We start from the raw sequence: 22,157 nt of genomic DNA on the forward strand, positions 1-22,157 counted from the left end.
AGCGGCGGGCCGGTAGCGTGACCGCATGAGCACGCCCGCGGCATCCCTGCCCTTCGACGCCCGCCCGCTCATCGAGCCGGCCGACCGCGCCACCGTGCGCGCGTACGTGCGGGCGCTACGCCAGAGCGGGCGGGCGCCCACTCCGAACGTCGGCTCGCGCATCCTGTTCGCCGTGCTCGCCGTCGTCGGCGTGCTGTTCGTCTTCGGGACGAGTGTCATCGGTGTGGTCGGCCGGCTGATCACGGGGGCCGACGGCGCCGGATTCTCGGTGTTCGCGATCGCACCCCTGCTGGTGTTCGTGGGCGTCGCCGGCGTGTTCGTGTGGGTGCTGGTGCGCACGCTCGGTTCCCGGTCGGGGGAGCGGTGGTGGCGGCTCGATCGATTCGCACGTGCCAACGCCATGGAGTGGTTTCCCTCCGTACCGAACCCTCGGCTGCCGGGCATGATCTTCGGCGTCGGCCACGGACGCGAGGCCACCGATGTCGTGCGCGGCGAGCGGCCCCGCTTCGTCGAGTTCGGCAACTACCTGTACCGCAGCGGTTCGGGAAAGAACGAGTCCACCCACACGTGGGGCTACGTCGCCGTGAAGCTGTCGACGCCCCTGCCCCATATCGTGCTGGATGCCGTCGGCAACAACGGCCTGTTCGGCTCGAACCTGCCCACGACGTTCGACAAAGCGCAACGGCTGAGCCTCGAGGGCGACTTCGACCGCTACTTCACGCTCTCCTGCCCGGCAGGTTACGAAGCGGATGCCCTCTATCTGTTCACCCCCGACATCATGGAGCGCTTCGTCGACCAGGCGGCGGCGCTCGACGTCGAGATCGTCGACGACTGGCTCTTCCTCTATTCGCCGCGCCAGGCGTCCACCCTCGACCCCGCGACATGGGCGTGGCTGTTCTCGGTGGTCGGCTCGCTGATCGACAAGTTCGCCCAGTGGGAGCGCTGGCGCGATGACCGGCTCGCGGCCACGGCTGCCACCGCGGCGGGCATGGCCGACGCGGCGGCGCTTCCGTTCGTGGCGCCCACCACGACGCTGCGCCCGCCGCCCGGCGTGGCTCCTCAGGGCCGGCGCCTGCGTCGCGGCATCCCGTGGGTCACTCTCATCATCGTCGGCGGGTTCGTTGTCATGGTCGTCCTCGGCCAGCTCGGCGGCGTGCTGAGCGCGCTGCTGCGCTGAATCAGCTCTCGGCGAGCGGAGCGAAAAACTCCACCGAGTTGCCGTCGGGGTCGCGCACGCTCGCGTAGCGCTGACCCCAGAAGGCGTCGAACGGCGCGACGTGACCGTCGTGTCCTGCGTCGACGAGCGCAGCATATGCGGCATCCACCTCGGCGGGGCTTTCGTGCGCGAACGCGAGAGCGATACGGTGGCCGCCGACGGCGGGCTCGTACCCGGGGTCGAAGGTGCGGATCGTCTCGATCGTGTCCCATGCCAGGGCGACGCCGCCATCGAGGACGGCGTCGACGTGAGGCGCATCGTCCTGCCCCTCGGCGATCGGCACACCCACCGCGCGGTAGAAGGCGAGGGATGCCGCCATGTCGCGCGTGACGATGCCGATGAAGCCCAGTGTGAGTGTCATGGCGTCAGGCTACGCCGAGCCCCCGACGCCGAGAGCTCCGACTCAGCCGCGCGCGGCGCGCCAGGCCTGGCGCCGGGCGGCCTGCTCAGCGGGGTCGGGCACCGGCAGCGACGCGATGAGCGTGCGCGTGTAGTCGTCCTGCGGGTCGCCGAGCACCTGCGCGGTGGGCCCGGTCTCGGCGATCGTGCCCTTGTGCAGCACGACCACGCGATGCGCCAACATGTCGACGACAGCCAGATCGTGAGTAATGAAGAGGGTGGCGAAGCCGAAGCGCTCTTGCAGCTCACCGAACAGCTCGAGCACCCGAGCCTGCACCGACACGTCGAGCGCACTGGTCGGCTCGTCGGCGATGAGCAGCTGGGGATTGAGCGCCAGGCCGCGCGCGAGCGAGGCGCGTTGACGCTGACCACCCGACAGCTCGTGCGGGAATCGGTCGCCGAACGCCTTGGGCAACTGCACCGCCTCGAGCAGTTCGTCGACGCGGTCGCGGGCATCCTCCGCATTGCGTGCGCCGCCGTGCACGATCAGCGGCTCGGCGACGTTCTGCGCGATGGTCAGCAGCGGGTTGAAGCTGGTGGCCGGGTCTTGGAAGACGAAGCCCAGATCCTTGCGGTGCGGCCGGAACTGCCGTTCCTTGACCCCGTTCATCTCGACTCCGAGCACCCGCAGTGAGCCGCCGGTGACGGGGGTGAGCCCTGCGATGGCGCGGCCGATCGTGGTCTTTCCCGACCCGCTCTCACCGACGAGGCCGACGACCTCGCCCGGCGCGATCGAGAAGCTCACGCGATCGACGGCGCGGAACCCGGCACGACGCAACCGTCCGGCGTATTCGATGACCAGATCGGATGCCGCGACCACAGGCGTCGCTGTGGCCGCCCCCGCCGGCGGTTGCCGATCGACGATCTCCAACCGCGGCACCGCGGCCAGCAGGCGCTTGGTGTAGTCGTTCTGCGGATGCGCGAACAGCTCAGCGACGGGTGCCGTCTCGACGACCTCACCGTTGAGCATGACGGCGACGCGGTCGGCGAGGTCGGCGACGACACCCATGTTGTGGGTGATCAGCACGATCGCCGTGCCGTCCTCGTCACGCAGCCGCCGCAGCAGGTCGAGGATCTCGGCCTGCACGGTGACGTCGAGCGCGGTGGTCGGCTCGTCGGCGATGATCACGGTCGGATCGAGCGCGAGCGCCGTCGCGATGACGATGCGCTGCTTCTGCCCGCCGGAGAACTGGTGCGGATAGTCGTCGACGCGACGCTCGGGCTCGGGGATGCCGACCCGTCTCAGCATCTCGATCGCGCGCTCACGGGCCTGCTTCTTCGTGTACGTGCCGTGCGCGCGCAGGCCCTCGGCGAGCTGCCAACCGACGGTGAAGACGGGGTTCAGCGCCGTCGACGGCTCCTGGAAGATCATCGCGGCCTTGGTGCCCCGCACGCGCCGGAGCGCTTCGCGGTCGAGGCCGACGACATCGGTGCCGTCGAGCACGACCGCCCCCTGGGTGAGCGCCGTCTCGGGCAGCAGGCCCAGGATGGTGCGTGCCGTGACGGTCTTGCCGCTGCCCGACTCACCGACGATGGCGAGGACTTCGCCCGGGCCGACGTCGAGGCTCACGTCGCGGACGGCGTGCACGTCGCCGCCGTCGGTCGCGAAGGTGACGTCGAGGTTGCGGATGTCGACGACGGGCTGGTCGGATGCCGAGGCCATCACTCCACCTCTCCCATGAACTCACGCGACGCGGGCTGCGTGGCGGCAACCGCATCGGCCGGTGTCTGCGGCCGCGCCGCTGCTCCTGCGCGGCGGCGGGCACGCAGTCGCGGGTCGGCCAGATCGTTGAGGCTCTCACCGATGAGGGTGATGCCGAGCACCGTCCACACGATCGCGATGCCCGGCGGGATCGCCGTCCACCAGATGCCGGCGGCGACGTCGCTGATCGACTTGTTGAGGTCGTAGCCCCATTCCGCCGCCTGCGTCGGCTCGATGCCGAACCCGAGGAAGCCGAGGGCGGCGAGCGTGGAAATCGCCTCCGACGCGTTGAGCGTGACGATCAGCGGCAGGGTGCGGGTCGAGTTGCGCAGCACGTGGCGGAACATGATGCGCGGCGTGGAGGCGCCGATCACCTTGGCCGACTCGACGAAGGCCTCGGACTTGATGCGCACCACCTCGGCACGCACCACACGGAAGTACTGCGGGATGAAGACGACGGTGATCGAGCCCGCCGCCGCGAAGATGCCCGGCCACAGCCCCGACTGCCCGCGGCTGACCGCGATGGCCACGACGATCGCCAACAGCAGGGTGGGGAAGGCGTAGACCGCGTCGGCGACGACGACGAGCGCGCGGTCGACCCAGCCGCCCAGATAGCCCGACAGCAGACCGAGCAGGATGCCGAGGAACACCGACATCACGATCGCGACGATGACGACGTACAGCGCGGTCTGTGCACCCCAGATGACACGCGAGAGCACGTCGTAGCCGCCGACCGTCGTGCCGAGCAGATGCTCGGCACTGGGCGGCTGCTGCGCACCGAAGTTTCCGGCCGGCCCGCTCAGCTGGGCGTAGCCGTAGGGGGCGATGAGCGGCGCGAGGATCGCGCACAGCACGAAGATGCCGGTCAGCACGAGGCCGGCGACGAGCATGCCGCGCTGCAGGCCGACGCTCTGGCGCAGTTGATGGACGACCGGCATCCGGTCGATGAGACGAGGCTTGGTCATATCCGCATCCGCTCTCAGTACCGGACCCGCGGGTCGATGAGCGCCGCGATGATGTCGACGGCGAAGTTCGTCAGGGCGACGATGATCGCGATCATGGCGACGATGCCCTGAACGGCCACGAAGTCGCGCGACGAGAGGTACGCGGCCAGCTGGAAGCCGAGGCCCTTCCACTCGAAGGTCGTCTCGGTGAGCACGGCGCCGCCGAGCATGAGGGCGATCTGCAGGCCGATCACGGTGATGATCGGGATGAGCGCCGGCTTGTACGCGTGCGTACGCACCAGTCGGCGCTCGCGCACGCCGCGGGAGCGGGCCGCGTCGATGTACGGCATGTTGTAGGTGCCGATGACGTTCGTGCGCACCAGACGCAGGAAGATGCCGGCGGTGAGCAGACCGAGGGTGAGGGCGGGCAGCACCGCGTGCAGCAGGACATCCTGCACATAGGCCGGGTTGCCGGAGGCGATCGCGTCGATCAGGTAGATGCCGGTGCCGCCGTTGCGGCCGATCGCCAGTTCGGTGCGCACACCGGCGCGGCCCGATACCGGCAGCCAGCCGAGCCACACCCCGAAGATGAGCTTGGCGACGAGGCCCGCGAAGAAGACGGGAGTCGCGTAGAAAAGGATGGCGCTCACGCGCAGCACGGCGTCGGGCCAGCGGTCGCGCAGTGCCGCCGCCACCATTCCGAGCGGGATGCCGACGAGGAAGGCGACAACGAGCGAGTAGAGCACGAGCTCGAGTGTCGCGGTGCCATACGAGGCGATCACCTGCACGACGGGCTGGTTGTCGGTGATGGTGGTGCCGAAATCGAACGTGAAGATGCGGCCGAGGTACTCGACGTACTGCACGAGGATCGGACGGTCATAGCCCGCTTCGTGAATGCGCTCGGCCAGCTGATCGGCGGGCAGACGTCCGCCGAGGGCCGCCGTGATGGGGTCGCCCGTGAGGCGGATGAGGAAGAAGACCAGTGTCACCAGGATGAGCACGGTCGGGAAGATCAGCAGGAACCGGATCAGGATGTACCTGCCGAGCGCGGAACCGGACCCGGTCTTGCGAACCTCGAGCGCGGGAGGCGGCTCGGCGATGGAGGATGCCGCGACGGTGCTGGTCATGGATGCCTACTCTACGGACGGCGGGCGTTTCGACTCGCTGCGCTCGCTCGACGACCGGGAGCGTGTCCCGGTCGTCGAGCGAGGCGCGAAGCGTCGAGCCGAAACGCCCGCAGAGGGTTACTTCGTGATTGGTGCGAAGCGGAGCTTGAACGACGCGTCGAGGGTGACACCCTTGACGTCCGCCCCGGTCACCGCGACCTGAGCGCCCTGCAGCAGCGGGACGGTGGACAGGTCCTTGGCGACGAGCTCCTGGATCTGCTCGATGTCGGAGGTGCGCTTCGCGGCATCCGGCTCGACGGCCTGCTGGAGGATCAGGTTGTTGACCTCCGCGTTGACGTAGTGGTTGCCCAGGAAGTTCTTCTCCAGGAAGAACGGCGTCAGGTAGTTGTCGGCGTCGGAGTAGTCCGGGAACCAGCCGAGCTGGTAGGCGGGGTAGACGTCAGTGGTGCGGTCCTTGGAGTACTGCACCCATTCGGTCGACTGGAGGTTGACGGTGAACAGGCCGTCCTTCTCGAGCTGCTGCTTGACCAGCGCGTACTCGTCACCCGACGACGGTCCGTAGTGATCCGGGCTGTACTGCAGGTTGAGCGTGACGGGGGTCGCGACGCCGGCCGCCGCGAGGGCCGCCTTGGCCTTGTCGGCGCTCGGACCACCGCTGCCGTCGCCGTAGAGGCCCTTCAGCGCGTCGGTCGCACCCGCGAAGCCGGCGGGGACGTAGGAGTACAGCGGGGTGTAGGTGCCCTTGTAGACCTGGTCGGAGATCGTCTGGCGGTCGACGAGGTCGGCCACGGCCTGACGGACGGCGAGCGCCTTGGCCGGGTCGGCCTCGGCGGTCGTCGCACCGAACGGCTGCGTGTTGAAGTTGAACACGATGTAACGGATCTCGCCGCCGGGACCTTCGACGACCTTGACCTTGTCGTTGCCCTTCAGGTCGGCCACGTCGGTGGACGAGAGGCTCCGGTACGCCACGTCGACGTCACCCTGCTGAACGGCCAGCTTGAGGTTCGACGACTCGGCGAAGTAGCTGAGGATGACGCCCGCGTTGGCGGCGGCCGGGAGCAGACCCTTGTAGTTCTTGTTGGGCGTGAACTCGACCGTCTTGTTGAAGTCCCACTTGGTGACCGCGTAGGGACCACCGAAGGCGTCGGCCTTCACGATGTCCTGATCGGGCGTGACCGCGTCGGGGGAGAAGACCTCTTCGTCGACGATGGCGCCGGGGAAGGAGGTCAGAATGAAGGGGAAGACCTGGTCGTTGTCCGTCTTCAGCTTGAACACGACCGTGGTCGCGTCGGGCGTCGAGACGCTGTCGAGGTTGTAGAGCAGGCTCGATGCGCCATTGGGGTCGGCGATCTTCACGTTGCGGTCGAACGAGAACTTCACGTCCGAGGAGGTGAGGTCGTGGCCGTTGGCCCACTTCAGACCCGCCGGCAGCTTCACCGTGTATTCGTTGGGCGACGTGAACTCCGCCGACTCGGCGAGGTCGGGAACCACCTTGTTGGAGTTGTAGTCCGTGTTGACCAGGTACGGGAAGACCTGCGTCTGAACGGCGAGCGAGCCGTTGTCGTACGATCCAGCCGGGTCGAGCGTGGTGACCTTGTCGGTCGTGCCGACGATGACGGGTCCGCCCGAGGCGCCGTCGGTCGACCCGCCGGTGGAACCCCCGCCGGCGCAGCCGGCCAGGAGCAACGCGGAGACGGCGAGCGCCCCGGCGACCAGGCCGACGCGGCCTCGGGGGGAGCCCCCGGAAGTGAAGTGCAGTGCCATGTGTACTACCTCTACTGTGTGTCGGTCGGCCCCACCGGGAAGGCGGGGCCCAAGCCGCTATCTTGTCGCGGGCGCAACGGATCTGCCGCCCCATCGCGTCTTTTGTAACGAGAATGAAACCCGGGGCCACCGATCACGACGCCCAGTTTCCGGTGCACGGAGAGTACGTGACGAATGTCACGGGACAGTCGTGACGCCCGTGAGCGGCATCGACACGCCCGCCCCGGCAGAGTCGATGTCATGGATGAAAACCAGGGAATTCTCGCGGTGGATGCCGCGGGGTTGCAGAAGAGTTTCGGCACGGTCCGAGCGGTCGAGAACGTCGATCTGCGGGTGCATCCCGGAGAGATCGTCGCCTTCCTCGGCCCCAACGGCGCCGGAAAGACGACGACGATCGACATGCTCCTCGGATTGTCGGACCCCGATGGCGGTGCGGTGCGCGTCTTCGGCGAAAGTCCCCGAGCGGCCATCTCTCATGGCCTGGTCTCGGCGGTGCTGCAGACCGGAGGCCTGCTCAAAGACATCACCGTTCGGGAGACCCTCGCGCTGACCGCGAGTCTGTTCGCCGACACACGACCGGTCGAGGAGGTCATGCAGCGCGCCGGTATCACCGAGATCGCCGATCGTCGGGTGGGGCTGTGTTCGGGCGGTCAGCAGCAGCGCTTGCGATTCGCGATGGCGCTGCTGAGCGACCCGGGGCTGCTGATCCTCGACGAGCCCACCACGGGCATGGACGTCGAGGGGCGCCGGGCGTTCTGGAACGCGATCCGCACCGACGCCGCGCGCGGGCGCACCGTGCTGTTCGCCACCCACTACCTCGACGAAGCGGACGAGTACGCCGACCGCATCGTCCTGATGAGCCGCGGCCGCATCGTCGCCGATGGCTCGACCTCCGAGATCAAGAACCTCGTGTCCGGCCGTATCGTGCGCGCCACCTTGCCGGGCGCCGACCCCGCCCGCCTCGCCGCATTGCCCGGCGTCGACGACGTCGAGTTCGCCGGCGATCGCGTCACCATCCACACGAAGGACTCGGATGCCGTGGCTCGCCACCTCCTCACCGAGACCGCCGCCCGCGACGTCGAGATCACCGCCCAGAACCTGGAGAGCGTCTTCCTCGCCCTCACCTCCGAAGGAGCATCCGCATGACCACCGCGGCATCTACAGCCACCGATCGCGTCACCCTCGACCGGCGCGTGCCGCCATTCGGCGGCTTCAACCTGACGTACCTCGTCATCGAGCTCAAGCGACGCCTTCGCAACCGGCGCACCCTCTTCTTCACCGTCGCCTTCCCGATCGTGATGTACGTGCTGATCGGCCTGCCCATGCGCGACGAGCAGCTGACCGCGACCCCGCTGGCTGCGGGTGGCGTCTCGGTCGCCGCCTACATCATGGTGTCGATGGCGATGTACGGCGCGATGATGTCCGCGACGCAGACCGGAGCCGCCGTCTCCCTCGAACGCACGCAGGGATGGAGCCGCCAACTGCGGCTCACGCCGCTGAACCCGCTGGTCAACATCATCATCAAGATGATCGCGGGCATGGTGCTCGGGCTGCTCGCAGTGGTGGCGACCTACGCAGCCGGTGCGATCAGCGGCATCCACCTCAGTGCCGGCCAGTGGATCGGCACCGGTCTGGTCGGCTGGCTGCTCGCCAGCGCGGTGTTCACGACGCTCGGGCTGTTCGTCGGTTACCTCATGCCCAGCGAGAACGCCGCACAGGTCACGAGCCTGATCGTCGTGTTCCTCTCTTTCCTCGGCGGCCTCTTCTACCCGCTGAGCAGCATGCCGGACTTCATGCAGACGATCGCGAAGTTCACTCCGGTGTACGGCATCGGCGAGCTGGCCCGCTCACCGCTGACCGGTGAGAGCTTCGACATCATGTGGCTCGTGAACGCTCTGGTCTGGCTGATGCTGTTCATCGCGGGCACGACGTGGGCGTTCCGGCGCGACACGAAGCGTGTCTGAGTGGCCGCGGCCTACAGTGATGTCGTGACGGCGACCCGCGACGAGCTCAACGGGCCCGGGTGGTACCTCCATCCGGGCCCCGCCTCGTCGGCCCCACCGACGCCGCGGGAGCTGCTGACCACGCGCGCCGCCCGCGGCTGGTACGTGGGGGCGTCCATCTCCCTCACCTGGTTCTTCACGGTGGCGCCCGATGTCGTCGGCGCGGCCACCTCGCCGCTCTCGACCGCCGTCGCGGTCACGCTGCTCGTGCTGTTCGCTGCGTCGTTCCTCCTCGTCGTCCCCCTGTCGAGGGGCCTTCGGGTGGGGCGTCGCCTGATTCCCGCCGCAGGACTGTTCCTCCTCTCTTTCACCCTCTTCCCATGGATCGGGTGGGACATCCGGGGGCTCTGGAGCTACGTGGGCGTCGCCATCGGAATGGCCGTCGTCCGACTGCGCACGACCTGGATGCTGCTGCTGAGCCTCGGCGCGGCGGCGCTGGTCGCCGGCGTGATCGGTGACGGATGGACCGAGAGCGTCCTGTTCCTGCCGGCGATCATCGTCTCGATCTCCGCCATGATGGCTGCGTTCGGACGCACCATCGCGGCCATGAACGCGCTGCGCGCCACGCGCGACCAGATGGCGGCGATGGCCGTCGAACGCGAGCGCAGTCGCGTCGCCCGCGACCTGCACGACATTCTCGGCCACTCCCTCACCGTCATCACGGTGAAGACCGAGCTCGCAGGCCGGCTGATCGACGTCGACCCGGCGAGGGCGCGGACCGAGATCGGGGAAGTCGAGGCTCTCGCACGCGGAGCTCTTGCCGATGTGCGCACCACGGTCGCCGGCTACCGCGGGGTCAGCGTGGCGGGAGAACTCGCTGCCGCACGGGCGGCCCTGGATGCCGCGGGCATCGCCGCCGAACTGCCCACCGCCACCGAGAACGTATCCGCCGAGCGTCGGGAACTCGCCGGCTGGATCGTCCGCGAAGGCGTGACCAACGTCATCCGCCACGCGCACGCCACCCGGTGCCGCGTGCGACTGACCGCCCGCGGCGTGAGTATCGAGGACGACGGGGTCGGGCCGGCATCCGATGCCGCCTTTGCGGGCAGCGGTCTGATCGGTCTCCGCGAACGCGTCGAAGCGGCCGGCGGTCGTCTGACGCTGGGCCGCAGTGAGCTGGGCGGCTTCCTGCTGCGAGTGGCACTGTGATCCGCCTGCTCATCGCCGACGATCAGGCGCTCGTACGCGGCGCCCTGTCGGCACTGCTCGGGCTCGAGCCCGACATCGAGGTGGTCGCCGAGGTCGGCCGGGGCGACGAGGTCGTGGCCGCGGCCGTGCAGACCGCGCCGGATGTCGCGTTGCTCGACATCGAGATGCCCGGGATGGACGGGATCGCGGCGGCATCCGCTCTGCGCAGCGCCGTGCCGGCGTGCCGGGCACTCATGGTGACGACCTTCGGTCGTCCCGGCTACCTGACCCGCGCCATGCGGGCCGGGGCCGCCGGTTTCGTCGTGAAGGACACCCCCGCAGCTCAACTGGCCGACGCGGTGCGCCGCGTGTCTCAGGGGTTGCGCGTGGTTGATCCGGCGCTGGCGGCTGATTCACTCGCCCAGGGCGATTCGCCTCTGACGGCGCGCGAGACGGATGTGCTCGCCGTGGCCCGCAGCGGCGGATCGATCGCCGACATCGCCCAGATGCTGCACCTCAGCGAGGGGACCGTTCGCAACCATCTCTCCAGCGCGATCGGCAAAACCGGCGCGCGCAACCGAGCCGATGCCGTGCGCGTCGCCGACGAGAACGGCTGGCTCTAGCCGCGCAGCGAACGGATCATCGCTGCGAGCAGCCGTCGCGCCTCATCGCGGTCGTCCGCGTCGAGACCGTCCAGCATGCGATCCTCCACCGAGCGCACGGCGGTGCTGGCGGCGGCGAGCGCGGCCCGGCCACGATCGGTGATCGTCGCGGGGAGCACCTTGCCGCTGACGGGCGTATCGGGCCGTGAGATCTCACCGTCGCGCTCGAGCTTCTGCAGCAGCACATTCATCGTCTGGCGGGTGACGAAGGTGCCGCGAGCCAGATCCGAGTTCGACAGGCCGGGACGCTGTGCCAGCAGCTCGAGACACGCGTAGTGGGTGACGTTCATCCCGAGCGGTCGCAGAACGTCCTCCATCGCGGTGCGAAGTGCGCTGGCTGCCTCTTTGAGGCGATAGCCGACGGAGGTCGGCAGATCGATGGCGGGACGGCGTTGACTCATGTCAGTATTCTGACATACAGTTACGTGTCAGATAACTGACATACGAGAGGATTCACCCATGCCCGTCACCGGCCCCGACTTCATTTCCCTGCAGGTTCGCGACCTCGCGGCATCCCAGGCGTTCTACGAGAACTTCCTCGGCCTCGTGCGCTCACCGGCAGGCCCCCCGCACGCCGTCGTCTTCGCCACGACGCCGATCGCGTTCGCCGTACGCGACATCGTCGATGACGCCGTGCGGGATGATGCGACCCACCCGGGCGCGGGCATCGCCCTCTGGCTGCACGCCACCGACGTTCAAGAGATCCACGATGGCCTCGTCGCCGCAGGCCATGAGATCGTCGCGCCCCCGATCGACGGCCCGTTCGGCCGCACGTTCACCTTCGCCGACCCCGACGGCTACCGCGTGACGCTCCACGATCGCGCGTGAGCTGCCGGCGCAGGCTTCAGCGCAGGCCGAAGTGTTCCAGCTCTGCGTCGTCGAGCATGCGCGAGCGGATGAGGAAGCGCAGGCCCGTCGGACCCTCCACGCTGAAGCCGGCGCCGCGACCCGGGACGACGTCGATCGTGAGGTGCGTGTACTTCCAGTACGCGAACTGCGCCTCGGAGATGTACACCTCGATCGCGTCGTCGAGGCCCACATCGAGGTCGCCGAGCTTCACATCCGACGGCCCGGTGAGAAACATGCCGATCGGGTAACACATCGGCGCACTGCCGTCACAGCATCCGCCGGACTGGTGGAACATGAGCGGCCCGTGCTGCCCGGTGAGCGCGCGCAACAGCGTTGCCGCGGCATCCGTCACCGCCACCCTGTTGACCGTCGTGGTCATCGATCGACCTCTCTTCTCGCCGCTTTCGTCTGCCGAGACACGACCTGGCGCCCGAAACGCGTGTGCGTCTGGTGCGCCGGGTCGTGTTTCGGCGAAGGGGGGTGGGGCTCAGAAGAAGCCCATGGCGCCTTCGGCATACGAGACCAGCAGGTTCTTGGTCTGCTGGTAGTGGTCGAGCATCTTGAGGTGGTTCTCGCGGCCGATGCCCGACTGCTTGTACCCGCCGAACGCGGCGTGCGCCGGGTACTGGTGGTAGGTGTTCGTCCACACGCGACCGGCCTCGATGCTGCGCCCGGCGCGGTACATCGTGTCTGCCGACCGGCTCCAGACGCCCGCGCCGAGCCCGTAGAGGGTGTCGTTGGCGGTATGGATGGCGTCGTCGAAGCCGTCGAACGCGGTCACCGAGACGACGGGGCCGAAGATCTCCTCCTGGAAGATCCGCATGCTGTTCTGACCCTCGAAGACGGTCGGCGCGACGTAATAGCCGCCGCTGAGCTCGCCGCCGAGGTCGACCCGCTCCCCGCCGGCGAGCAGCTTCGCGCCCTCGGCCTTGCCGATCTCGATGTAGCTGAGGATCTTCTCGAGCTGGTCGTTGGAAGCCTGCGCACCGATCATGGTGGCGGGATCCAGCGGGTTGCCCTGGATGATCTTGCCGACGCGATCGAGCCCGTCGCCGAGGAACTGGTCGTAGATCGAGCGCTGGATGAGCGCCCGCGACGGGCAGGTGCAGACCTCGCCCTGATTGAGCGCGAAGAACGTGAAGCCTTCCAGGGCCTTGTCGTAGTAGGCATCCTTCTGGCGGGCGACATCCTCGAAGAAGATGTTCGCGCTCTTGCCGCCGAGCTCCAGCGTCACGGGGATGAGATTCTGCGACGCGTACTGCATGATGAGCCGCCCCGTCGTGGTCTCACCGGTGAAGGCGACCTTGCGGATGCGCTTGTGCTGCGCGAGCGGGGCGCCGGCCTCGATGCCGAAGCCGTTGACGATGTTCACGACGCCGGCCGGCAGCAGATCGCCGATGATGTCGAAGAGGAACAGGATGGATGCCGGGGTCTGCTCGGCCGGCTTCAGCACCACGCAGTTGCCAGCCGCGAGCGCCGGAGCGAGCTTCCACGTGGCCATGAGGATCGGGAAGTTCCACGGGATGATCTGGCCGACCACACCGAGCGGCTCGTGGAAGTGGTACGCGACGGTGTCTTCGTCGATCTGGCTGAGCGTGCCCTCCTGGGCCCGCAGCACGCCGGCGAAGTAGCGGAAGTGGTCGATGGCCAGGGGGATGTCGGCGGCGAGCGTCTCGCGGACGGGTTTGCCATTCTCCCACGTCTCGGCGACGGCGATCTTCTCGAGGTTCGCCTCCATCCGGTCGGCGATCTTGTTGAGGATGTTGGCGCGGTCGGCGGGCGTCGTCCGCTTCCACGACTCGAAGGCCTTCCAGGCGACGTCGACGGCGCGGTCGATGTCTTCGGCGGTGCCGCGGCCGACCTCGGTGAACGGCTTGCCGGTGACGGGCGTGATGTTCTCGAAGTACTGGCCCTTGATCGGTTCGACGAACTCGCCGCCGATGTAGTGGCCGTACCGCGGGCGGTATTCGGCGACGGCGCCGCGCTGACCCGGGGCGGCGTAGACGCTCGAGACGCCCTCTTCGACGATGGTCATGATGTCTCCTTCGACAGTGCATGGTCCGCGGCATCCTCGCCGCGTTCGGATGCACCGACGGTACGCAGCGCAACGTTGCATCGCGTTGCGAGGGGTGTGCCGCGGGTCAGTCTCGGGACACGCCGTCGAGCGCCGCGAGCCAGCGGCGCGAGGCGTCGCGGAGGGCGTCGGCGTCGCCCGCGGGCATGAGCGCGACGAGGCGGTGCTCGTTGGCGAGATGCGCCGTGAACGCCCGATCGATGAGCTCCACGCCCGCGGGCGTGAGGCGGACGAGGCGGCGACGGCGATCGTCCCCGGCATCCGTCCGGACGACGAGGCCGCGCTCGGTCAGCCGGTCGACGCGCTTGGTGAGCCCGCCGGTCGTGACCATCGTGTGGTCGGCAAGTTCGCCGGCCGGCAGCGCGTACGGTGCGCCGACCCGGCGGAGGGATGCCAGGAGGTCGAACTCCGCCTCGCTCAGCCCGAACTGGGCGTAGACGGCCGTCAGCTCCTGCGTGAGGGCGACGGCGAGACGGTGGAGGCGGCCGATGACGCCCTGCGGGGACGGGTCCAGATCGGGGCGCTCGCGGCGCCACTGCTCCTGGACGAGGTCGACGTGGTCCTTCACCCCGTCGACTTTACCTTCCACGGAAGTTATATTGTCTTCCGTGGAAGATAAATCGATGCGCTGGGTGCTGGTGACGGCGATCGCGCCCATCGCCTGGGGGAGCACCTACTTCGTGACGCGCCATCTGCTGCCGCCAGACGCGGCGCTCTGGGGCGCGGTGATCCGATGCCTTCCGGCTGGACTGTTGGTGCTGCTCATCACCCGACGGCTGCCGCACGGTGCGTGGTGGTGGCGGTCGTTCGTCCTGGGTGCACTCACCGTGGGCGGGCTGAACGTGCTCGTCTACGTCGCCGCCCAGCGGCTGGCGACGAGCCTCGCGGCGACGATCATGTCCACCTCGGCCGCCGCGCTCATCGTGCTGAGTTGGATCGTGCTCGGGCAGCGCCCGGCGCTGCGCGCGGCGGTGGGGGCGATGCTCGGCATCGTGGGCGTCATCGTCATGCTGCAGCCCGGGGGCGGCGAGGCCGACGGGTGGGGCATCGCGGCATCCGTGCTCGCGATGCTGTCGTCGTCGCTCGGCTTCGTTCTCACGCGCCGCTGGGGTGCGGACGTGCCGCCGCTGACAATGACGGCGTGGCAGCTCATCGCCGGCTCCCTTGTGGTCGCGCCGCTCGCGGTCGCGGTCGAGGGCGCTCCGCCCGCCCTGGACGGGCCCGCACTGATCGGATTCGCCTACGTCATCCTCGTGGCCACCGCGGTCGCCTACGCGGCGTGGTTCACCGGGCTCGCGCGGCTTCCCGGAGCGATCGTCGGCGTCATCGGCCTCCTCAACCCGGTCACCGGGGTGCTGCTCGGCGTCTGGCTCGCGCACGAGCCGTTCGGCCCCGCGCAGTTGCTCGGCCTCACACTCGTCGTGATCGGCGTCCTCGCCGGCACGCTGCCCCGCCGGTCCCGTCCGTCCCGGCGGCGCGGGGCGGACTACACGCGGGCGTCGACGGCTCGGGTGAGGGCGTCGAAACGGGGGTTGTCCGCCAGATCGTCGAGCAGCACGGCGCGCCCGTCGGGCCCGGCGAGGGGAATCTGCCAGTTGGGGTACTCGCGGTCGGTTCCGGGCTGATTCTGCGTGCGCCGCTCGCCGACGGCATCCACCAGCGCCACGCCGAGCAGGAGAGAGGGGGATGCCGTGATCAGGACGTTCAGGGCATCGATCACCTCCGCCTCCGACGGGGCCGCGCCGAGCAACCCGCGGTCGCGCAGCAGTGCCAACATGGTCGCCCGCTCGGCATCCGCGTCGGCGAGCTCGTCCTCGACGGGGCGGGTCAGCAGTCCCAGCCGTGCGCGGAGGGCGACGTGCTCGTCGGCCAGGTATCCCGCCGTCGGGGGCAGATCGTGTGTGTTCACGGTGGCCAGCAGCGATCGCCGGTACTGCTCGGGCGGGCGAAATCCCTCGCCCTCGCGCTCGAACCACAGCACCGAGGTGCCCAGCACGCCGCGCGCCGAGAGGAAGTCACGCATCCACGGTTCGACGTTGCCGAGGTCTTCACCGATCAGCACGGCTCCGGCTCGATGGGCCTCGAGCAGCAGTACCCCGATCATCGCCTCGTGGTCGTACCGCACGTAGGTGCCGGCGACCGGGCCGAGGCCCGCCGGAATCCACCACAGCCGGAACAGCCCGATCACATGATCGATACGCAGCGCGCCGGCGTGGCGCAGCAGCGTGCGAATCATGTCGCGCAGCGGCGCGTAGCCCGCCTCGGCGAGCGCCCGCGGCAGCCACGGCGGCTGGTTCCACGTCTGGCCCTGCTGGTTGTACATGTCGGGGGGAGCGCCCACCGCCATGCCGGTTGCGTACATCTCGCGCAGCGACCAGGCATCCGAGCCCTTCGGGTGCACGCCCACGGCGAGGTCGTGCATGATGCCGATCGCCATGCCCGCAGCCTTCGCGGCCGCCTGCGCATCGGCCACCTGCTGGTCGGCGATCCACTGCAGCCACACATGGAACGCGACGCGGTCGGCCAGCTGCGTGCGTAGCGCCGCGACCAGCGGTGAGCGGATGTCGTCGACCTCGACGGGTCGCTCCCGGCCGGCGTAGTGCTCCTCCAGGGCGCACCAGAGGGCGAAGTCCTGCAACGGCTGACCCTCCCCGGCGGCGAACGCGTCGAGCTCCGCGCGACGTGCGGGTGAGAGCGTCACGGCGAAGATCGCGTCGAGCGCCACGCGTTTCGCGGCCCAGACGGCGTCACGGTCAAGGCGCGTCGCGTCATCGTCGGTGACGGCAACGGGCGCGCGCGCCGCCTCGACGACAGCACGCTCGGTGGGTGTCAGGTACGCGACCTCGCGGATGTCTTCGGGACGCACGTAGAGCGGCGCGATGAAGCGGCGGGTCGCGGGCCGGTACGGCGACGGCTCGATCGGGCTGGTCACCTCGGCGGCGTGCACGGGGTTCACCAACAGGAAGTCCGCGCCGCGACCCCCGGCGAGTGCAGCGAGGTCGCCGAGATCGGCGAAGTCGCCCAGGCCCCACGACGCCCGCGAGCGCACCGAGTACAGCTGCGCCATCAGTCCCCACCCGCGGGAGCGGCCGGGGCGCGTGGGCGGATCGCCGAGGCGCTCGGGGGTGATCACGAGGGGCGCGGATGCCGTGCGGTCGGTCTGCGCGGCGCCGAACGCGCGCTGTTCGGCGCGCAGGGTGTGCCAGCCGAGGGGCAGGTCGGACGGTACGGGCACCTCGACCCGCCACCGCAGAACACCATCGACCAGCCGGGCGGCGGGGCGCTGCTCGGGAATCGCGACCTGCCGCTGCGAACCGTCCTCGAGCACGATCGTCAGCGCGACGTCGTGGCCGTCGAAGACGTGCAGGTGCAGCATGCCCGTGCCCGCACGCGCGACGACCGAGGCGGGTAGCAGCTCGCGCCACACGCGCTCCTCCTCGGCGACGAGGGCCGCCGAGACCGCGGCATCCGTCGACGCATCGACCTGCATGGCGGCCAACACCGCTCGCAGGGTGGATGCCGGGACGTGCACCCGATCGCCGAAGAAAGACCAGTATTCGGTGGCGATGCCGTAGACCACCGCGAGCCGCACGAGATCGGGGGTGGGCGCGTCGTCGGTCATCTCGATCCTCCCTCGGCGCCCCGTGCGGGCGTCTGCGCCCATCCTGACACCCTCGCCCGGGCGAGCATGCACAACTCCGCCTCCGTCGACCGTTGTCGGTGTGAAGAGCGCGGAAACAGCAGCTCCGGCGGAGGTGTGCACGCCGGCGCGGGCGGTCAGGCCTCGAGCTTCTCGATGCGGCCGACCAGCCCCGCTCGCCGCGGCGAGCGCACCGGCAGCATCTCCAGGGCCAGGCGCAGCACGTCCACGTCGGCGGTGCCGTCTTCCGTGTCGGCGTAGGCGAGCAGCACGTCGACGGATGCCTCGGTCATCAGCGCGTCGCGCAGGGCCAACCGCACCGAATCGCGGAACTCCTCCACCCCGGGCGCAACCGAGTCGGGCAGCACCCGTCCGCGATACGCGGCGAGGGCGACCCGGTGGGCCCCGCGGCCGAGCAGCGCCACGACCTGATGCGCATCGGTGTGCAGTTCGGTGGTGAGGCGGTACGGGCGGGATGCCGGGACCAGCTGTGGCGCCACCCGCTCGAGCACTTTTCGCAGGCGCACGAGTTCGGGGCGGAGGGTTCCTTCCGCGTCGTCCTCGCCGTAGACGAGGTGCCCGAGCCGCTCGGCCGAAAGGCCCTGGCGGTGCACGGCGAGCATGAGGAGGATCTCGGCGTGGCGGGCGGACAGCTCCGTGACGGTGGCGCTGTCGGGTCCGGCGACATCGAGGAGGGCCCGATCGCGCCCGAGCACCCGCAGCATCGTGGTCGCCGTTCGCGGGGCCGGCGCCGGCCTGCGCAGCCGACTCGGTGCGGGAGCCTGGGCGCGCGCCCGCAGTCGACTCACGAGCAGCTCACCCTCGACGGCGCGCGCGGTGGCATCCACGAGCAGCTGAGCCTGCGGCGTCGCGGCGTCGCTGTCGCCGGTCACGTCGATCACGCCCAGCACGCGGCGCGTCTCGGGGTCGTAGACGGGCGCCGCGGTGCACGACCAGGGCTGCACCAGCCGGTTGTAGTGCTCGGCGCCGTGGATCTGCACCGACCGGCCGAGGGCGAGCGCGGTACCGGGAGCGGAGGTGCCTACCGCCTGCTCCGACCAGTTGGCGCCCGCGACGAAGCCCATGTCGCCCGTCAGGCTGCGCACCCGCCGGTCGCCCTCGACCCAGAGCAGGCGCCCGACCGCATCACCGACGGCGACCACGACCCCGGTATCGATGCCGGCGCCGCCCGGAAGAAGCAGCGATCGGATCATGTCCATGGCTCCGGCCAACGGATGCTCACGCCGGTACGCGTCGAGCTCTTCCTCACTGAGGTCGAGGGGCGGCAGGGCTTCGGCTCCGACGAGATGCGCCAGCGAGCGGCGCCACGAATCCTGCACCAGCGGACGGATCTGACCGAGTCGCGGGTCGCTCACGTTGCCGACCACGAGCTCCTCGTGCGCGCGCTCGATCAGCAGGCGCGATGTCTCGGGCGAGACCTCGCGGCGCGATGACCACGGCGAGGGCACGGCGACTCCGTTCGACGATGAGGAGGTGCCGTCAGTCTAGGTCGCGAGCCGCAGCAACAACAGGCGAGACCGAGTCAGCGGGTCGACCACCAGGCGCGGAGGCGCTGCTCGGCGGCATCCGGGCCGATGGGGCCCTCGTCGAGGCGCAGCTCCAGGAGGAAGCGGTAGGCCTCACCGACCTCGCGCCCCGGACCGATGCCCAGGATCTCCTGGATGCGGTTTCCATCGAGCTCGGGACGGATCGCGTCGAGCTCTTCCTGAGCGGCGAGCTCGTCGATGCGCCACTCGATGTCGTCGTACGCACGGCGCAGGCGGGTCGCCTTCTTCGCATTGCGTGTGGTCACGTCGGCACGGGTGAGGATGTGCAGGCGCTCGAGCTGGTCGCCCGCGTCGCGCACGTATCGACGCACGGCCGAGTCGGTCCACGCGCCTTCCGCGTAGCCGAAGAATCGCAGGTGCTGCTCGATCAGCTGGGTCACCGCCGCGATCGTGTCACCGTCGAAGCGCAGCGCCTGCAGCCGCTTGCGCGCCAGGCGCGCGCCCTTGACGTCGTGGTGGTGAAAGCTCACCGCGCCGCCCGGCTCGAGCCGGCGCGTCGACGGCTTGCCGATGTCGTGCAGCAGCGCGGCAAGGCGCAGAGTGGTGTCGGGCTCGGCACCCGGATGCCGCGCGTGCTCCAGTTCGATGGCCTGCCGCAGCACGGTCAGCGAGTGCTCGTAGACGTCTTTGTGGTGGTGGTGCTCGTCGACCTCGAGGCGCAGCGCGGGCACCTCGGGCAGGATCTCGCCCATCAGGCCCGTCTCGACGAGGATCCGGATGCCGCGCACAGGGTCGTCGGTGGCCAGCAGTTTCACGAGCTCGGCCTGCACCCGCTCCGGGCTGACGATCTCGATCGTCGAACGCAGCCGCTGCATCGCCTCGAGCGTGGCGGGCGCGACCTCGAATTCGAGCTGACTGCAGAACCGCGCGGCCCGCAGCATGCGCAGCGGGTCGTCGCCGAAGCTCACGTCGGGGTCTCCGGGCGTGCGCAGTACGCCCGCGATGAGGTCTTCGACGCCGCCCGTCGGGTCGACCAGGGCCGGCACGGGCAGACGCAGCGCCATGGCGCCGACGGTGAAGTCGCGCCGTGCGAGGTCGTCTTCGAGACGATCGCCGAACGCGACGGTGGGCTTGCGCGTCACACCGTCGTAGCTGTCGGCGCGGTAGGTGGTGATCTCGACCTGCTCCGAGGTGCCTCCGGGGCCGGGGACCTTCGCCCCGATCGTGCCGAACGCGCGCCCGATGTCCCACGTCGCCGTCGCGAGCGGTTTGACGATGCGCAGGATGTCGTCGGGCCGCGCGTTGGTGGTGAGGTCGAGGTCGTGAGTCGGTCTGCCCAGCAGCGCGTCGCGCACGGGACCGCCGACGATCGCCAGCTCGAACCCGGCCTGAGCGAAGGCCGCGCCGAGGGTCGCCATGATCGGCGAGGTCGCGAGAGACCCCAGCCGGTCGAGGCCTTCGGCCATGTTGAGCATGATCTCCAGCCTACCGGCGCGCCCTCGCCGCCCCCGGGGTCACGCCAGGCGGAGCATCCCGGTGAACACGAGTTCCCGCACCCGCGGCAGCAGGTCGGCGCGGAGCGCAGCGGCATCCACCTCGAGAAGCTGCGCGATCGCATCGGAGAGCTGACCCACAGTGAGTTCTCCATCGGAAGCGCCCACGAGGGCCGCGAGGGCCGGATCGACCTCCACGGTGCGCGCGAGCCCACCACCCTGGCGCAGCTCGATCACACTCGGATCTTCCACCCCGGGCAGGTGGTGTCGGGCCTCGGTGACGTCGTCCGACACGATCGTTCGCGCCGCCGCGAGGCTGGCGTCGTCACGCTGTTCCAGCGCATCGAAGGCCGCGAGAGCTCCGGCCAGGTGTGCACCGAGGGGGGCGTCCCGGTCGGGCAGCGGATGGGTGATGCGCTCGTAGCGCGCGAGGGCGGCGACGCCTGAGGCGGGTCGCCGCAGCAGCAGGTACCCGAAGCCGATCGCCTCGACGCCGCGGGCGGCGAAGTCATCCAGCCAGGCGTCGACGAGGGCGGCGTACCCGGGGGTGCCCGGGGCGGTGCCCCCGTCGCGCACCCACAGCTCGGCGTACGCGAGGGGGTCGAGGCGCTCGCGCTCGATCACCCATGCCTCCAGAGGAACCGGGGATGCCGCGACCCACCCGCGCACCCGCTGCAGTCCGTCTTCGCCGCCGCGGTACTCCCAGTTGCCGAGCAGTTGCGCCGTCCCGCCCGGGGCGAGCACATCGCCCACACCGCGGACGAACGCCGCGACCAGGTCGTCACCGGCGTACCCGGCGTCGCGGTACTCGTATTCGGGAACGCCGGCCACGCGCGGCGTGATGACGAACGGCGGGTTGGAGATCACGCGATCGAACTGCTCGCCGGCAACAGGGTCGAACAGGCTGCCGTGCCGGGTCTGGATCCCCTCGATCCCGTTCAGCAACGCGTTCATCCGCGTGAAGGCGAGCGCGCGCTCCGACACGTCGGTGGCGACCAGGGATGCCGCGGCACCCGCCGCACCCGCTCGGTACGCCCGGATCGCCTGGATGCCGCACCCGGTGCCGACATCGAGAACCCGTCGCGCGGGGGTGTCGAGCTGGAGCCCGGCCAGGGTCAACGACGCCCCGCCGACACCGAGAACGTGGTCGGTGGGCAGCGGGCCGCCGAGCGCAGCCTCGTCGAGATCGCTGGCGAACCACCACTGTGCGGTGCCGCGGGCATCGACGACGTCCTGCGGGCGTAGCAGTGCCAGCGGGACCACGCTCCCGGCGTCGAGGCGGGCGATGCCGATCGCCACCAGTCCGTCAGCACCCACGGTCGGCAACGCTCGGTCCACATGTTCCCGCGGCGTGGCGACACCCAGGAAGAACAGGCGGGCGAGCGTGGCCGGGGCATCATCCCGCCCGGCGAGCGCGGCAAGAGCAGGGCCGTGCAGGCCGTGGCCGACGGCGTCGTCCGCGATCGGGCCCCACACCTCTCGCACCGCATCGGCCGTATAGCCGGCAGAGGTCAGATCCCGGCGGAGATCCGCCACGATCACGGAATCGGGATGAAGAGGGTGCGCCACAGCATCCCATCCTCACGCACCCGGAGACCGAGCCGCCACCGTTCCGCCACCGATCCAGACCCGGATCACGGTGATCGCG

Annotated in this window: 19 protein-coding genes and 1 pseudogene; 7 read left to right on the forward strand and 13 right to left on the reverse strand. The window is 69.7% G+C overall.

From position 1 onward, the window contains the following. Window positions 1-25: 25 nt before the first annotated feature. The gene (locus ITJ43_RS10425) at window positions 26-1,177 is read left to right on the forward strand and encodes a hypothetical protein (protein ID WP_194583751.1); all 1,152 of its coding nucleotides are present in this window, start codon (window positions 26-28) and stop codon (window positions 1,175-1,177) included. Between the two features lies 1 nt (window position 1,178). On the opposite strand, the gene ITJ43_RS10430 is transcribed toward ITJ43_RS10425, so the two are convergent. From ITJ43_RS10430 to ITJ43_RS10450, 5 genes are all read right to left on the reverse strand, one after another. Further along, a complete protein-coding gene (locus ITJ43_RS10430; RefSeq protein WP_194583752.1) occupies window positions 1,179-1,577 on the reverse strand; it encodes a VOC family protein in 399 nt (132 codons plus the stop codon). A 42-nt stretch (window positions 1,578-1,619) separates the two neighbouring features. Continuing rightward, window positions 1,620-3,278, reverse strand: coding sequence for an ABC transporter ATP-binding protein (locus tag ITJ43_RS10435; RefSeq protein ID WP_194583753.1), 1,659 nt, complete (start codon window positions 3,276-3,278; stop codon window positions 1,620-1,622). Beyond that, window positions 3,278-4,282 carry an ABC transporter permease gene (locus ITJ43_RS10440; RefSeq protein ID WP_194583754.1) on the reverse strand — a complete coding sequence of 335 codons (1,005 nt, stop codon included), beginning with the start codon at window positions 4,280-4,282 and terminating at the stop codon, window positions 3,278-3,280. Before ITJ43_RS10440 ends, ITJ43_RS10435 begins: the two co-directional genes overlap by 1 nt. A gap of 14 nt (window positions 4,283-4,296) precedes the next feature. After that, window positions 4,297-5,388 (reverse strand): ABC transporter permease, encoded by a 1,092-nt coding sequence (locus ITJ43_RS10445; RefSeq protein WP_194583755.1) that lies wholly within the window; start codon window positions 5,386-5,388, stop codon window positions 4,297-4,299. Window positions 5,389-5,505: 117 nt separating this feature from the next. After that, window positions 5,506-7,152: an ABC transporter substrate-binding protein gene (locus ITJ43_RS10450; protein ID WP_194583756.1), complete on the reverse strand. Its 1,647-nt coding sequence runs from the start codon at window positions 7,150-7,152 to the stop codon at window positions 5,506-5,508. Between the two features lie 240 nt (window positions 7,153-7,392). Between ITJ43_RS10450 and ITJ43_RS10455 the strand changes: the two genes are divergently transcribed. The 4 genes from ITJ43_RS10455 to ITJ43_RS10470 are packed head-to-tail and all read left to right on the forward strand — an operon-like array spanning window position 7,393 to window position 10,906. Next, window positions 7,393-8,298 (forward strand): ABC transporter ATP-binding protein, encoded by a 906-nt coding sequence (locus ITJ43_RS10455; protein WP_194583757.1) that lies wholly within the window; start codon window positions 7,393-7,395, stop codon window positions 8,296-8,298. After that, window positions 8,295-9,116 (forward strand): ABC transporter permease, encoded by an 822-nt coding sequence (locus tag ITJ43_RS10460; RefSeq protein ID WP_194583758.1) that lies wholly within the window; start codon window positions 8,295-8,297, stop codon window positions 9,114-9,116. Before ITJ43_RS10455 ends, ITJ43_RS10460 begins: the two co-directional genes overlap by 4 nt. Before the next feature lie 24 nt (window positions 9,117-9,140). Beyond that, a complete protein-coding gene (locus ITJ43_RS15335; RefSeq protein WP_194583759.1) occupies window positions 9,141-10,304 on the forward strand; it encodes a sensor histidine kinase in 1,164 nt (387 codons plus the stop codon). Continuing rightward, window positions 10,301-10,906: a response regulator transcription factor gene (locus tag ITJ43_RS10470; protein WP_194583760.1), complete on the forward strand. Its 606-nt coding sequence runs from the start codon at window positions 10,301-10,303 to the stop codon at window positions 10,904-10,906. Before ITJ43_RS15335 ends, ITJ43_RS10470 begins: the two co-directional genes overlap by 4 nt. Here ITJ43_RS10470 and ITJ43_RS10475 read toward each other — a convergent pair. Continuing rightward, entirely contained in the window at window positions 10,903-11,346 is a 444-nt protein-coding gene (locus ITJ43_RS10475) for a MarR family winged helix-turn-helix transcriptional regulator (RefSeq protein WP_194583761.1), read from the reverse strand. The genes ITJ43_RS10470 and ITJ43_RS10475 overlap by 4 nt on opposite strands. Before the next feature lie 58 nt (window positions 11,347-11,404). Between ITJ43_RS10475 and ITJ43_RS10480 the strand changes: the two genes are divergently transcribed. Continuing rightward, window positions 11,405-11,773 (forward strand): VOC family protein, encoded by a 369-nt coding sequence (locus ITJ43_RS10480; protein ID WP_194583762.1) that lies wholly within the window; start codon window positions 11,405-11,407, stop codon window positions 11,771-11,773. Window positions 11,774-11,789: 16 nt separating this feature from the next. Here ITJ43_RS10480 and ITJ43_RS10485 read toward each other — a convergent pair whose 3' ends face one another. The 3 genes from ITJ43_RS10485 to ITJ43_RS10495 form a co-directional block, all read right to left on the reverse strand. Then, a complete protein-coding gene (locus ITJ43_RS10485; RefSeq protein WP_194583763.1) occupies window positions 11,790-12,173 on the reverse strand; it encodes a DUF779 domain-containing protein in 384 nt (127 codons plus the stop codon). A gap of 108 nt (window positions 12,174-12,281) precedes the next feature. Next, window positions 12,282-13,829, reverse strand: a complete 1,548-nt coding sequence (locus tag ITJ43_RS10490) for an aldehyde dehydrogenase family protein (RefSeq protein ID WP_194583764.1) — start codon at window positions 13,827-13,829, stop codon at window positions 12,282-12,284. 106 nt (window positions 13,830-13,935) lie between these two features. Beyond that, on the reverse strand, window positions 13,936-14,457 hold the full coding sequence (locus ITJ43_RS10495; protein ID WP_323741196.1) for a MarR family winged helix-turn-helix transcriptional regulator: 522 nt from the start codon (window positions 14,455-14,457) through the stop codon (window positions 13,936-13,938). Between the two features lie 34 nt (window positions 14,458-14,491). Between ITJ43_RS10495 and ITJ43_RS10500 the strand changes: the two are divergent. Next, window positions 14,492-15,292: pseudogene (locus tag ITJ43_RS10500) on the forward strand (DMT family transporter); the annotation flags it as partial. Between the two features lie 62 nt (window positions 15,293-15,354). Here the strand turns inward: ITJ43_RS10500 and malQ are convergent. The 4 genes from malQ to ITJ43_RS10520 form a co-directional block, all read right to left on the reverse strand. Further along, window positions 15,355-17,490 (reverse strand): 4-alpha-glucanotransferase, encoded by a 2,136-nt coding sequence (malQ, locus tag ITJ43_RS10505; RefSeq protein WP_194583765.1) that lies wholly within the window; start codon window positions 17,488-17,490, stop codon window positions 15,355-15,357. Between the two features lie 155 nt (window positions 17,491-17,645). Further along, on the reverse strand, window positions 17,646-18,977 hold the full coding sequence (locus tag ITJ43_RS10510) for a GAF domain-containing protein (RefSeq protein WP_194583766.1): 1,332 nt from the start codon (window positions 18,975-18,977) through the stop codon (window positions 17,646-17,648). Window positions 18,978-19,051: 74 nt separating this feature from the next. After that, the gene (locus ITJ43_RS10515; RefSeq protein ID WP_194583767.1) at window positions 19,052-20,491 is read right to left on the reverse strand and encodes a CCA tRNA nucleotidyltransferase; all 1,440 of its coding nucleotides are present in this window, start codon (window positions 20,489-20,491) and stop codon (window positions 19,052-19,054) included. A gap of 39 nt (window positions 20,492-20,530) precedes the next feature. Continuing rightward, the gene (locus ITJ43_RS10520; RefSeq protein ID WP_194583768.1) at window positions 20,531-22,078 is read right to left on the reverse strand and encodes a methyltransferase; all 1,548 of its coding nucleotides are present in this window, start codon (window positions 22,076-22,078) and stop codon (window positions 20,531-20,533) included. Between the last annotated feature and the right edge of the window lie 79 nt (window positions 22,079-22,157).

The organism is Microbacterium sp. VKM Ac-2870, from assembly GCF_015350795.1.
GTDB lineage: Bacteria > Actinomycetota > Actinomycetes > Actinomycetales > Microbacteriaceae > Microbacterium.